Below are 11,948 nucleotides of genomic sequence, written 5' to 3'. Positions count from 1 at the left end.
GGCGGATCGCGCAAGAGATTTTCTCCGCCGATACAAGCCGGCGAGGCCTGATGGCATGCAGCCATCAACCCATATCGCCATCCCGGAACTCGCCCAGTACAATGATACGGACATCGACACTCGCTTCATCTGCATGAGTCCAACCATGCGAACCACATTGAACCTCGATGACGATCTGCTGCAAAGCGCTCGAGCACTTTGCGGAATCAAGGAACAGACGGCCTTGGTGCACGAAGGGCTCAAGGCTTTGATCGAGCGCGAGAGTGCGCGCCGTCTGGCTCGACTCGGCGGCTCTCAACCCCGGCTTGCACCGATACCGCGTAGGCAGTCAGAAACCGACGCATGATTTTGGTTGATACCTCCGTTTGGATCGATCACCTGCGTGCTGGAGACGCCCACCTGAGTGTGTTGCTAAATCAGGCGTAGGTGGCCATGCATCCCATGGTGCTTGGCGAACTGGCCTGTGGAAATCTGCAGGATCGCAAAGCCATGATCGCATTGTGGCAGAACTTGCCACGATTAGCGGCGGTGACTGATGCGGAAGCCTTGTATTTTCTGGATCAAAATCGCTTGTGGGGGCGCGGCATTGGCTACGTTGACCTGCACTTACTCTCAGCCGTGTCCTTGTGCGTTGACACAAGTCTTTGGACCCGGGACAAGCGGCTTCTGAAAACCGCACAGCGGATTGGTCTAGCCTATCCGGAGGATCAAGGCCCGTGATGCTGATGAAGGATTCAACCTGCGCTTGTTGGTTTTTTTTGCACGAAGTCAAAGGTGTCAGGTTCGAATTGTTTAATCGATCACCCTTTAATCTGCCGCGCTTGCGATGCGGTGGAGGCCTGAAAGGCTGAGCAGCGGAATCAGGATCGCCGCCGCGCCTTAATATCCTTCATGGTGTTTTTTACCATCTTGCCGAAAGCGCGGTCTTGTGACCGGCGCTCGGCGAGACTGGCGGAGTTGAAGCGATCCTCCGCGATCAGCTTGCGCCAGCGCCGCAGCCGCGCTGGGTCCAGACGGCCTTCGTCGATAGCCGCGCGCACAGCACAGCCGGGCTCGGCTTCATGCTGGCAATCGGCAAACCGGCAGTGCGCGGCCAGAGCTTCCATGTCCTCGAAGGTTTCGGCGATGCCGGAGGCGGCGTCGGTCAGCTGCAATTCGCGCATGCCCGGTGTGTCGAGCACCAGGCAGCCGCCGGGGACGCGATGCAGCGCGCGCGCCGTGGTGGTATGGCGCCCCTTGGCGTCGTCCTCGCGGATGGCCTGGGTGGCGATCAAATCGGCGCCGGCCAGGGCGTTGGTCAGGGTGGATTTGCCGACCCCGGAGGAACCCAAAAAGGCGACCGTCCGCCCGGGCTGACACCAGGGCGACAGCACCTGGCGCGGTTCAACGCTGCGCGCATCGAGCGCCACCACGGGCACGCGCGCCGAGACAGCGCTGGCGGCAGCAATCCAAGAGGCCGCATCCACCGCAAGATCGGCCTTGGTCAGGACGATGACCGGGGTGATGTCAGCCTCAAAGACCAGCGCGACATAGCGCTCCAGGCGGGCCAGGTTGAAATCCTGATTGCAGGAGCTGACGATGAACACCGTGTCGATGTTCGCCGCGATCAGCTGCTCTTGCCGGTTGGTCCCCGGCGCACGGCGCTTGATCAGGCTCTTGCGCGCCAGAAGTTGGCTGGCGTGCGCTCGGGCGCGATCCAGCAGCAGCCAGTCTCCAACGGTGGCGTCGGCGCGCGGTGGGATGAGCGCATCGATGTCGGGACCGACCACCTCCAAACCGCTGCGATGCACGGCAACGACGCGCACCGGCGGGGTGTCAAAGAGCGCCTCCAGGCTGACCTGGCGCGCGAAGAAGGGCTCCCAGCCGAAGGCGGCGAGTGCCTGAAGCGGCAAATCGGGCGCATTGGCGGGCTGGGTGTTGGGGACTTCGGCGTGATTGTCAGTTGTCATCCTGAAGATCTCTACCAAAAAACCGCCTGGTTCAAAGCGGGGACGCAGCGCGACGGGCCTTGCAGCGGCGTCAGTGTCTGCGCTGTCAAGGACTGCCCCTGCCAGCCTTCGGGTTGTGTCAGGGGGAAGGGGGCTGGTGCGTCCGCCTCGCGGATTGGTTGGAAACCGACCTTGGCATAGTAGGCGGGGTCCCCGTAGGTCATGACGATGTCGACGCCTGCTTCGCGCATTATCGCCAAGCCATGGGTCAGCAACTGTTGGCCGATCCCCTGGCGCTGCAGATCGCTCGCCACGGCGACCGGGGCTAGCACAAAGACTGTCCGCTTGTCGTTGGCGTAGATCAGCCGGGAAAAGACGCAGCCGCCGACCACGCGACCCCGCGCCTCGGCGGTGACGACACGGCGATCCGGCTTCGGCGTGTTGCTGAGCAGGTTGCGCACCAGGCCGGCAATCAGCGCGCCTTCCTCTGGGCCTTCGCTGGCGGTGAAGCTCGCCTTGAACAGGTCCAGGATGGCGTCTTCGCGTCCTGTGACGGCGGTTGAAAAGTGCATTGGATTCTTCCTGATCGAAAAAGGCAGACACTGTTAGGCCGCGAGGTGGTCCAGTCAACTGCTTTTTGACCCTCAGCGATGTCTGAGCCGCACTCCGCGATTGGCGACTGGGACAGCCGGAGGATCCTTGCGCGCGCGCCGTCATTTTAGGCGACTCAATGCCTCAACCAGCTTCGCCGCATTGTTCAACAAAACGGGCTGTCAGGATGCCAAAGTCGAGGACCAGCGCAGCGCGTCAACGCCCGTTCGTCCGCCCGAGACGGGCGTTGGCACTCGCATTTTCCGTCCATCCTGAATGCCAGATGATTTCACGGGCAAAGCCAAAGAATTGCGAAAACTCAATTGCTTGCGCCGATCACCCTGATCGGAACAAACAACTTCAGCCTGTTCGCTCCGCCCGCTAACCTAGTCTCAACCTCGCAGGAGGCCAACGCCGAAACAACCACGGATTGAAACAGGAGAGACTGATCATGAGCACTGACACCACCATTCCCACCATGCCGCGCTTGAACGAAGCCGCGCCGGCCTTCGATGCACCCACCACCCATGGGCGCAAGACGCTTGAAGACTATCGCGGTCACTGGCTGGTGCTGTTCTCCCACCCAGCGGACTTCACCCCGGTCTGCACCACGGAGTTCATGGGCTTTGCCCGCCGCCACGCGGATTTCCAGGCCATTGGCTGCGAGTTGCTCGGCCTGTCGATTGACAGCCATTACAGCCATGTCGCCTGGGTGCGCAACATCAAGGAGAAGTTCGATGTCGAGATCGGCTTCCCCATCATTGCCGATCTGTCGATGCAAGTGGCCAAGGCCTACGGCATGATCCAGCCCGGCGCCAGCGACACCTCGGCGGTGCGGGCCACCTTCGTGATCGACCCCGAGGGCGTGCTGCGCGCCATGCTCTATTACCCGATGAGCAACGGCCGCTCCATTGATGAGATCCTGCGCCTGGTCAAGGCCATGCAGACCTCGGACGCCAACAAAGTCGCCACACCGGAGAACTGGCAACCGGGTGATAAAGTCATTGTCCCGCCGCCGGGCAGTGTCGAGGAGGCTAATGCCCGCGTGGCCAGCGGCGAGTATGAGTGTGTTGACTGGTACTTCTGCAAGAAGTCGCTCTGATCGCGGTTATTGTTAACGCAATGTCCCGGCCAGGTCTCCTGGCTGGGATACTTGTCGAGGTCGCCGGCGCTTTGACCAAGCCGATGATCCTGGCAGCCAGGGTGAAGCCGGTGAATAGCGAGCTGCCGCAGACGACCGCGCGCTTTGTCCGGGCCAGTTTGGATCGCGATCATGGCCGCAGCGCCGGGACCTTCAGAACAGCGGTCAATGCGGCTGGCGATTCATCAGCCAGCCGAGCAGAGCGCCGGCCGGAATTGTCACCCAGCCGAACAGGAACAGGCTAAAAGCGCTGAACACCGCCGCGCCAAGGAGTCCCTGGATAGGATTCATCGGCGGCTCGCCCAGGGAGCTTGTGGCGCCGAACCAAAGATAATCCAGATTTGCGCTCAGAATCAGCAGGTATCAGCACAATCACCAAGACAGTGTCTTCACCTTCGGGTCAAACAGCAGCCCCGTCACCAGGTCCGGGTTGCCCATCCGCACGCCCGCGATGAAGTCGGCTTCCGTCAGCCCGGCGGCTTGCGCGCAGGCCATGCAGGCAATGACCATTCCGCCATCGGCCATGAACGCCCGCAGCATGTCCTGGATCGAGCGGCCTTGCTCCTTCATCAGCCCATGGACATGCGATGCGCGCTTCTTGTCGGCCAGATAGATGGCGCGCACATTCAGCCAGATGGCCACGGGCTTGTAGCCGCGCTTCAAGACTTTCTCGTGGGCGAAAAGGATCGCTTTCGCCGCGGCCCAGGTATCATCAGTGGTCAGGTTGACGAACAAGCCGCCATCGACCTCTCCGGCGCTCGCGACAGGCGCCGAGCCGAGGACAATCAAGATCAGAAGCATTGAAACCAACCGCTTTTTCATCATAACAGGACTCTCTTTCATCAGGATTTGGGGTTCAAGCTCACACAGGGCAGGCGAGCGTCGGATCATCCGGGCTGTGGGCTGAAGGCGAAATCCGCCGGTGAGTTGGTCTGTATCGGCAGAGGGTTTCCATAAAGTCTTGCCGGAGTCCTGCAATAAATACGCCGCCTTGCTCCGATGGCGCCGGCGCAAACACCGGACGCAACGAGGTTCATGATGCCAGAATTTCTTTCAACATGGCTCCAAACCGGGCCGTTCTACCTGAAATGTTCCGCCAACTTCTGTGAACCCTTGTAACCTGCGCGGCCGCGGCGTTCTGGTCACCCGACCAGCGCATCAGGCAGAGGGCCTGTGTCGGCTCATTGAGGCGGCAGGCGGGCGTGCCCTGCGCTTTCCCGTTCTGGTGATCGAACCGACGCGGAATCCAGCCGCCCAGACGCTCCTGGCCGAGCACTGGGATCTGGTCTATTTCGTCAGCCCCAATGCGGTGACCTTCGCCCATGCGCAGGTCGATGATTGTCAACCCTGGCTGCACGCCGAGCGGGTCGCGGCGGTCGGCGGCGGCACGGCGCGGGCGCTCCAGGCCACTGGTCGAACCGCCGACCTGGCGCCAAGCGGGCGCTTCGAGAGCGAGGAGGTAATGGCGCTGCCCGAGCTGGCGAGAATGGACGGACAGCGGGTCTTGATCGTGCGCGGAGAAGGCGGTCGCGGGCTGATGGCCGAGACCCTGCGCCAGCGCGGCGCGCGTGTGAGTATTGCCGAGGTGTATCGTCGCCGTTGTCCCGAGGTCGATCCGCAACCGCTGCTGGCGCGGTGGTCCGAGGAGGTCGACTGGGTCACTGTGACCAGCGAGCAGATTCTGCGCAATCTGATGGCCATCCTGGGGCCGGCGGGGCGCGAGCGGCTGTTGGTCACCCCGCTCGTCGTTATCGCCAAGCGCACCGCCGAGGCCGCGCGCTCGCTGGGATTTCGCGATGTCGTGCTCGCCGGGCGCGCCTCGGATGAAGCAATCCTTGCGGCCTTGTGTTGTCGCCCTGTGCCTGCCTAAGGAAGCGCAGGCAGTTGCAGGCGATGATCGCTTCATGGGTGCGTCAGCGCCGCTTCCATGTCCGCCTCGGCCACCGGCAGGCTGAGGACCGCATGCAGGGGGAAGCGCTCAGCCAGCAAGGGAACATAACCGGCCTGATCCTTGGTGACTAGCACGATCACCCGTGCCGCCGGCGCCTGTTTGCGCAATGTGGCGAGCAAGACATCCAGATTGCTGACATTGGCCCCGGCGTAGTTGTTGCCAAATCCATAAAAGAATTCCGCCACCACCCAGTCGGGTGCGGTCTTCTTCAGCGCTTGCAGTGCCTTGCGCTGGGAGTTGAGCTTCACCTGCTCGATGCCGAGGCGCTGGTAGAGATCCTCCAGTCGCGGATGGCCAGGGGATTCGATGATGGAAAATAGGGTGGGCATGATAACGGCGTGCGCGAGGCTCAGGCTTTGTCGAGGGGGAGCGGCGACCACAGCGGCGTGATCTGGCCGCTGTCGCGATAGCGCCGGTAATCAGTGAGAATCCGCGCATGATCAAACGCAAGCGGCTCGGGCAGTGCCTCCGGCGCGAAGACCGCCAAGTGGCGGGCATCGTCTTGCGCCTGGGGTTCTCCGCTCGCCTCCGCCACATAGACGGCGCTGACCGTATGTCCCCGCGGGTCGCGCGCCGGATCGGAATACAGACCCAGCAGCACGCGTAACCTGACCGGCAAGGCCGTTTCCTCCAGCGCCTCGCGAACGGCGGCGGCTTCGATGCGCTCCCCGATGTCGACAAAGCCGCCGGGAATGGCCCAGCCAAGCGGCGGGTAACGCCGTTCAATCAACACGATGGGCCGACCGGGCCGGTCGGTGAGTTCAATGATGATGTCCGCTGTCAACAGCGGTGTTTCAGGTTTTGGCATCGAAAACCTCCGCAGTGGCCGCCGCGCACACCTTTGTTCCGACGTGCTCCGACGCACGCGGGCATATCGCCCGCCTGGCCGGTCAAGGCACTGGCACGAGGCAACCCCTTGACCCAAACGACGGGCTTCTCTGCCGCCGACCGCCAGCCATCAGGCTTGGCATCTTGCTTATCGCAACATCCGCCCAAAATCCACAAACAAAGGCCCATCCACCAGAGCCGAGATCACAGATGATGCCCAACACTCGATCCGATTTACAAGCCGCCCGCGCTGCCTGGCAGTATCGCGGCCAGCAACGGCCGCCCTTTGCGCAAGTTCCCGGACCAGGCCAGGAGTCGGTCTGGGATTACCCCCGTCCGCCAATTTACCAACCGGATGACCGCCGAATCACTGTCCATGCCGGGGAATTGCGTATCGCCGTCACCGAATCGGCCATCCGCGCCCTGGAAACCGGCAGCCCGCCGAGTGTCTATCTGCCGCCCGAGGCTGTCGATCACTCACTGCTGGAACCCTCGGAGCGCCACACCCTGTGCGAATGGAAAGGCGAGGCGGAGTATTTCCATGTCAAAGGCCCGGATGGCCTAATCCGTGATGCGCTGTGGCGCTATCCCCAAGCCTGGGACGAGGCTGCCCTGATCGCCGGGTATTTCTCCTGCTACCCGGCGCGGCTTGCTTGTTTTGTCGGCGATGAACGCGTGCGACCCCAGGCCGGTGGTTATTATGGTGGCTGGATCACCGATGACGTGGTCGGACCATTCAAGGGCGAGCCCGGTACTGGGCATTGGTAAGCCGTTGGGCTGACCGATATCCGGCAGTTTAGACTTCCCTGGCTTTCCCCGCAGGCATTCACAAGCGCAGAAGGATGCAAGTTTACGGCATCGATTTCACCAGCCGCCCGCGTCGAGCCAAGCCCATCACCTGTCTGCAATGCCAGTTGAAAGGGCAGCGGCTCAATGCCGGAGCGCTCGCGTGCTGGCGCGACTTCGTGTCCTTTGAATCCTTCCTGACGCAGCCCGGACCCTGGATCGCCGGACTGGATTTTCCCTTCGGCCAGTCGCGCATCTTTCTCACCAACATCGGCTGGCCGCTAACCTGGTCGGGCTATGTGCGTCATGCTGAGAACTTGGGCCGCGCGGGTTTTCGCCAGGCGCTTGATGACTATCGCGCCCAGCGGCCCGTGGGCGACAAGGAGCATCGGCGCGCCACGGATCGCCTCGCCGGCGCCATCAGCCCGCAGAAGCTTTATGGTACCCCGGTTGGTCTGATGTTCTTCGAGGGCGCGCCCAGGTTGTTGCGCGCCGGTGTGAGCATTCCCGGTGTGCAGGTTGGCGATCCCCGGCGCATCTGCGTCGAAGCCTATCCTGGCCTGCTCGCACGCCAACTGATTGGACGACGCTCCTACAAGCAGGACAATCCCAAGCTGCACAGCCCGGAGCGCGAGCATGCGCGCCGTGCATTGCTGGCCGCGATTCTGGACGGGGCGACAAGATCCGCTTATGGTCTGGAGGTCACAGCCCCCGCGCATCTGGCCGATGACCCATCGGGTGATCACCTCGACGCCTTGCTCTGCGCCATCCAGGCCGCCTGGGCTTGGACGCAATGGGCGGACGGCGCTGGCCAGTTGACCCTGCCAAGAATGATCGATCCGCTTGAGGGCTGGATCGCCGATCCGCATGCGCGGGGTTGATCGCCAGACCCAAATCGCATCTCGGCTTGACCGGCCCGGCGCGCAGGAGAATGATCCGTCGATGTCCGACCAACAACCAAGTACTCCGCCTGAGTCGCTTGAAGTCGCGAACCATCATTCCGCTAACATCCTGAGAGGGTCATCGCATCGCGCCGCCGGGCGGCTGGGGATTATCATCGCCAGAATCCTCGCGACCAGTTTCATCCATGCCACGCCTGATCCTGCATGTCGATCTTGATGCCTTCTTCGCGGCCATCGAGCAACGCGACCATCCCGAGTGGCAGGGGCGCCCGGTGGTGGTCGGCGCTCAGCCGGGCCAGCGCGGCGTGGTCGCGACCTGCTCTTACGAGGCGCGCCGCTTCGGCGTGCATTCGGCCATGTCGATCACCCAGGCGGCGCGGCGGCTGCCGCCCGAGACAATCTATGTGCGCCCGCGCATGGCGCACTATGCGCGGGTGTCCGAGCAGATCATGGCGGTGCTGGCGGCTTTTTCCCCAGAGATCGAGCGCGTCTCCATTGACGAAGCCTATCTCGACATCACCGGGTTGACCGCCCTGGTCGGGCCGCCAGAGGTGATCGGCGCGCGGATCAAGACCGGGATCCGGCAGGCCGTGGGACTGACCGCTTCCATTGGCATCGGTCCCAACCGGCTCATCGCCAAACTCGCCTCCGACTGCCACAAGCCGGATGGCTTGACGGTGGTGCTGGAGGAGCAGGTGGCCGACTTCCTCGCCCCCATGCCCTTCAGCGTCCTGCGCGGTCTGGGGGTGAAGACCGCGCCTCGCCTGGCCCGACTCGGCGTCAAGACCCTTGGCGATGTGCGGGAGCTGTCGCTGGAGACCCTGCGCCGGCAGTGCGGCGCGCGGGCCGGTACCCAGTTCTATTATCAGGCGCGCGGCATTGCCGATGACCGGCTTTACCCGGATCGGGAGCGCCTGTCGATCTCCAAGGAGACGACCTTCCCCAAGGATGTCACCGATCCCCGGGTGCTGGAAGAAACGCTGCATTGGGCCGCGCGCGAGGTCGCCTGGACCGCGCGCCAGACCGGCCACCTGGGAAGGGTGGTCACCCTGAAGATTCGCTTCTTTCCGTTCGAGACCCATACCCGCTCGCGCTCGCGCAAGGTGCCGACAGCGGATGAGCGGGATCTTTATCGGATTGCGTGGTCACTGCTCGCGAGCGAAGCCAACTGGATCGGTAGGCCCGTGCGACTAATCGGCCTGGGACTCTCCGGCTGGTCGCAACCCACCACCGGCCAGCAGCTTGATCTGTTTGAGACCGCCGAGACCGGGCGCAATCCCGCGGACAAAGGCTTAACGGAGACGCTCGACGCCATCCGCCACCGCTTTGGCGCCGAGGCCATTCAGCGCGGGCTCCACCTCCATCATCAGGATAACTGACGATGTTTACGGAGTAGCCAAACCGATGCACATCTGGGTCGATGCCGACGCCTGCCCGCAGGTGATCAAGGACATCCTGTTCCGCGCCGCCGAGCGCTGCCGGATTCCTCTCACCTTGGTGGCGAATCAGGCACTGCCAACCCCGCCGTCGCGCTTCATCAAAAGCCTGCGCGTGCGATCCGGTTTCGATGTTGCCGACCAAGCCATTCTCGACAAGATCGCAGCCGGCGATCTGGTGATTACCAGCGATATCCCCCTGGCCGCCGCCGTCATCGAGCAGGGCGGCCAGGTCCTGAGTCATCGCGGCGAGTTGTTCACCAGCGAGAACATACGCGCACGACTGAATGTCCGCGACTTCATGGAGACACTCAGAGCCAGCGGCATCAACACAGGAGGACCACCGGCCTTGAGCCAAAGTGATCGCAAGGCCTTTGCTGGTCACCTCGACAAAATCATGGCTAGCGTCAGCCGCGCCAATAGCTAGCGTCAGCCGCGCCAATAGATAGGGGAGAGAGCTCAAACGGACCTCTGGTCGGGACCAGGGTTGTGACCCGGGTCGTGATCAGCACCGTCGCGGCGCTCGCCGTCGGCGACCTCCTCATACTCCCGTCGCACGGCATTCGCCAGCCGGCGTTCGAACGCCAGCGCGCGCTCCAGGGCTTGCGCGCAGGACGAGCAGCGAGCGGCGTGGTCGCGCAAGCTGGCATCGAGATGCCGGGGATCGATCAGCAGATGACGACGGAAGGATCGGCAGTTCACGCGCAAAGATCCTCGGGTGGCGGTTTGGGTGGGAGGCATACCTGCAAAGACCCCCCTCCGGCCGAGAAATCTTTCGGGTTGTTTCAGCAGTTGGCAGGCCACCAAATACCCGGCCGCGCTTCAAGTCTGCTGGCGGATTCCGTTCACAAGCCAAGAGCAATGCTGGTTGGCTAGCTTATTGCCTGGTCGCAGACCGACCACACCTGGTCCACTCCCCACTCCTCACTCCCCAGCCACCGGTCGCTCGCGTCGGCCGCTGTCGTGGGCTGGGGATCGACGAGCCGGGTTCAGGCGGATAGCATCCCCGGCAGTCTGACCCAAACCAACAGGCCGCCCAACTCAGCGCGACCGAAGCCGAGCGTGCCGCCATAAGCCTCGACCACGTCGCGCACGATGGCCAGCCCCAGGCCGGTGCCCGCCTGCTGCTCGTCGAGTCGCAGGCCGCGCTCGCCGAGGCGCGACCAGTGCGCGGGCGCGACGCCATGACCGTCGTCGGCAATCCGGATCTCGACCCGTCCGTCCGCTGAGGTCAATACCTGGATCTCGACCCGTTCACCGGCCCATTTCGCGGCATTTTCCAGCAGATTGCCGAGCAGTTCGAGCAGATCCCCAGCTATCAGCGCCACCTCGACCCGATCCGGGGCCAGGATGTGCCAGTCGATGCGTTCGCCAGCGGGCGTGCGCCCTAGGGTGCGGAGCAAGCGCTCAAGATTCTCGACCACCTCGGTGCGCGTGTTGTGCGGCGGATGACCGGAGCGCACACGCGCGCGGATCAACTCGCGCTCGACGCGCCGACGGATGGTCAGGGCGAGTTGATCAAGGTCCTCGGCCAGGGCCGGCTGGCCGGCCTGACGCAAGTGCTCGGCATCGGCAGCCAGGACACTCAGCGGCGTCTTGAGGCCGTGGGCGAGATCGGCGGTCCAGGCACGCGCCCGCTCGACGGAGCTTGCGCGCGCTTCGAGCAGGGCATTGAGTTCGGCGATCAGCGGCTGGACCTCAGCGGGCGCCTGTGCCGCGAGCCGTGCGGCGCGCCCGTCGCGAACGGCGCCGATCTCGCTGCGCAAGGCTTCCAGGGGCGCCAGCCCGGTCTGGATCTGGATCAGCGTCGCCAGGGTCAGCAACAGCGCGATGAGTCCGAGATAGGGACGCATGTCGGCGGCGAAGTTGGCGCGGGCACGGATGAGTTCGGCGCGATCCTGGGCGAGAATCAACCGCAGTTCGACGGCCGCGGGGCCTGATCCGACCCGGATGCTTCGCTCGCGCACCAGCAGCGACTGTCCGTCCGGCCCCGATAGACGATGGGCATGCACCACGCCCGGGGTGAGTACATCCTTTGGCAGAGTGAGGACCTCATCCCACAGCGAGCGCGAACGCAGCACACCGGCCTGACCGAGGCGGTCGATCTGCCAGTAGTGGCCGCTCAGGGGTTGCGCGAAAGCGGGAGACCGGGGTTCCTGGGTCAGACGAATCGAGCCGTCGGGGGCGATCTCGACGGCGGCGGCGAGTTGATTGAGCCGCACCTCCAATTCAGCGCCAAGATGACGCTCGACATGGCGCTCGAAGAGATTAGCCAGCCCGAGCCAGGCGATCAGCAGGGCCAGGGTGATCGAGATCAGGGCAGCGAGCCAGAGTCGCAACCGCAGTGATCGGCGTCTCATGCGAGGTTAATTTCCGGGTTGGCGA

Annotated in this window: 16 protein-coding genes; 8 read left to right on the top strand and 8 right to left on the bottom strand. The window is 63.6% G+C overall.

The features are described from left to right. Positions 1 to 55: 55 nt before the first annotated feature. Both Thiowin_RS12615 and Thiowin_RS12610 read left to right on the top strand, forming a co-directional pair. Entirely contained in the window at positions 56 to 346 is a 291-nt protein-coding gene (locus Thiowin_RS12615; RefSeq protein ID WP_328983360.1) for a type II toxin-antitoxin system VapB family antitoxin, read from the top strand. A gap of 86 nt (positions 347 to 432) precedes the next feature. Beyond that, the gene (locus tag Thiowin_RS12610; RefSeq protein ID WP_328983359.1) at positions 433 to 720 is read left to right on the top strand and encodes a VapC toxin family PIN domain ribonuclease; all 288 of its coding nucleotides are present in this window, start codon (positions 433 to 435) and stop codon (positions 718 to 720) included. Positions 721 to 860: 140 nt separating this feature from the next. On the opposite strand, the gene rsgA is transcribed toward Thiowin_RS12610, so the two are convergent. Beyond that, on the bottom strand, positions 861 to 1,949 hold the full coding sequence (gene rsgA, locus Thiowin_RS12605) for a ribosome small subunit-dependent GTPase A (protein ID WP_328983358.1): 1,089 nt from the start codon (positions 1,947 to 1,949) through the stop codon (positions 861 to 863). A gap of 11 nt (positions 1,950 to 1,960) precedes the next feature. Then, a complete protein-coding gene (locus Thiowin_RS12600) occupies positions 1,961 to 2,500 on the bottom strand; it encodes a GNAT family N-acetyltransferase (protein WP_328983357.1) in 540 nt (179 codons plus the stop codon). A gap of 470 nt (positions 2,501 to 2,970) precedes the next feature. Between Thiowin_RS12600 and Thiowin_RS12595 the strand changes: the two genes are divergently transcribed. Then, a complete protein-coding gene (locus Thiowin_RS12595; RefSeq protein WP_328983356.1) occupies positions 2,971 to 3,621 on the top strand; it encodes a peroxiredoxin in 651 nt (216 codons plus the stop codon). Positions 3,622 to 3,825: 204 nt separating this feature from the next. On the opposite strand, the gene Thiowin_RS12590 is transcribed toward Thiowin_RS12595, so the two are convergent. Both Thiowin_RS12590 and Thiowin_RS12585 read right to left on the bottom strand, forming a co-directional pair. Continuing rightward, positions 3,826 to 3,951, bottom strand: a complete 126-nt coding sequence (locus Thiowin_RS12590) for a hypothetical protein (protein ID WP_328983355.1) — start codon at positions 3,949 to 3,951, stop codon at positions 3,826 to 3,828. An 81-nt stretch (positions 3,952 to 4,032) separates the two neighbouring features. Continuing rightward, entirely contained in the window at positions 4,033 to 4,485 is a 453-nt protein-coding gene (locus tag Thiowin_RS12585; protein WP_328983354.1) for a DsrE family protein, read from the bottom strand. Between the two features lie 280 nt (positions 4,486 to 4,765). Between Thiowin_RS12585 and Thiowin_RS12580 the strand changes: the two genes are divergently transcribed. Beyond that, positions 4,766 to 5,530 (top strand): uroporphyrinogen-III synthase, encoded by a 765-nt coding sequence (locus Thiowin_RS12580; protein WP_328983353.1) that lies wholly within the window; start codon positions 4,766 to 4,768, stop codon positions 5,528 to 5,530. A 32-nt stretch (positions 5,531 to 5,562) separates the two neighbouring features. On the opposite strand, the gene Thiowin_RS12575 is transcribed toward Thiowin_RS12580, so the two are convergent. Then, positions 5,563 to 5,940, bottom strand: coding sequence for a hypothetical protein (locus tag Thiowin_RS12575; RefSeq protein WP_328983352.1), 378 nt, complete (start codon positions 5,938 to 5,940; stop codon positions 5,563 to 5,565). A gap of 20 nt (positions 5,941 to 5,960) precedes the next feature. Beyond that, positions 5,961 to 6,419, bottom strand: a complete 459-nt coding sequence (locus Thiowin_RS12570; RefSeq protein ID WP_328983351.1) for an NUDIX hydrolase — start codon at positions 6,417 to 6,419, stop codon at positions 5,961 to 5,963. A 230-nt stretch (positions 6,420 to 6,649) separates the two neighbouring features. Here Thiowin_RS12570 and Thiowin_RS12565 point away from each other — a divergent pair, with 230 nt between their 5' ends. The 4 genes from Thiowin_RS12565 to Thiowin_RS12550 all read left to right on the top strand — a co-directional run bounded on the left by Thiowin_RS12565 (position 6,650) and on the right by Thiowin_RS12550 (position 9,990). After that, complete coding sequence (locus Thiowin_RS12565) at positions 6,650 to 7,207, top strand: DUF427 domain-containing protein (protein WP_328983350.1); 558 nt, start codon at positions 6,650 to 6,652, stop codon at positions 7,205 to 7,207. A 74-nt stretch (positions 7,208 to 7,281) separates the two neighbouring features. Further along, positions 7,282 to 8,106: a DUF429 domain-containing protein gene (locus tag Thiowin_RS12560; protein ID WP_328983349.1), complete on the top strand. Its 825-nt coding sequence runs from the start codon at positions 7,282 to 7,284 to the stop codon at positions 8,104 to 8,106. 206 nt (positions 8,107 to 8,312) lie between these two features. Next, the gene (gene dinB, locus Thiowin_RS12555; RefSeq protein WP_328983348.1) at positions 8,313 to 9,506 is read left to right on the top strand and encodes a DNA polymerase IV; all 1,194 of its coding nucleotides are present in this window, start codon (positions 8,313 to 8,315) and stop codon (positions 9,504 to 9,506) included. A gap of 25 nt (positions 9,507 to 9,531) precedes the next feature. Next, positions 9,532 to 9,990 carry a YaiI/YqxD family protein gene (locus Thiowin_RS12550; RefSeq protein ID WP_328983347.1) on the top strand — a complete coding sequence of 153 codons (459 nt, stop codon included), beginning with the start codon at positions 9,532 to 9,534 and terminating at the stop codon, positions 9,988 to 9,990. A gap of 32 nt (positions 9,991 to 10,022) precedes the next feature. Here the strand turns inward: Thiowin_RS12550 and Thiowin_RS12545 are convergent, their stop codons facing one another. After that, complete coding sequence (locus Thiowin_RS12545) at positions 10,023 to 10,265, bottom strand: hypothetical protein (protein WP_328983346.1); 243 nt, start codon at positions 10,263 to 10,265, stop codon at positions 10,023 to 10,025. 287 nt (positions 10,266 to 10,552) lie between these two features. Continuing rightward, the gene (locus tag Thiowin_RS12540; RefSeq protein ID WP_328983345.1) at positions 10,553 to 11,923 is read right to left on the bottom strand and encodes a sensor histidine kinase; all 1,371 of its coding nucleotides are present in this window, start codon (positions 11,921 to 11,923) and stop codon (positions 10,553 to 10,555) included. Between the last annotated feature and the right edge of the window lie 25 nt (positions 11,924 to 11,948).

The organism is Thiorhodovibrio winogradskyi (genome assembly GCF_036208045.1).
In the GTDB taxonomy this organism is placed as follows: domain Bacteria; phylum Pseudomonadota; class Gammaproteobacteria; order Chromatiales; family Chromatiaceae; genus Thiorhodovibrio; species Thiorhodovibrio winogradskyi.
The sequence above is the reverse complement of the archived record's forward strand: the minus strand, read 5'-3'. Positions and strand labels throughout refer to the sequence as shown.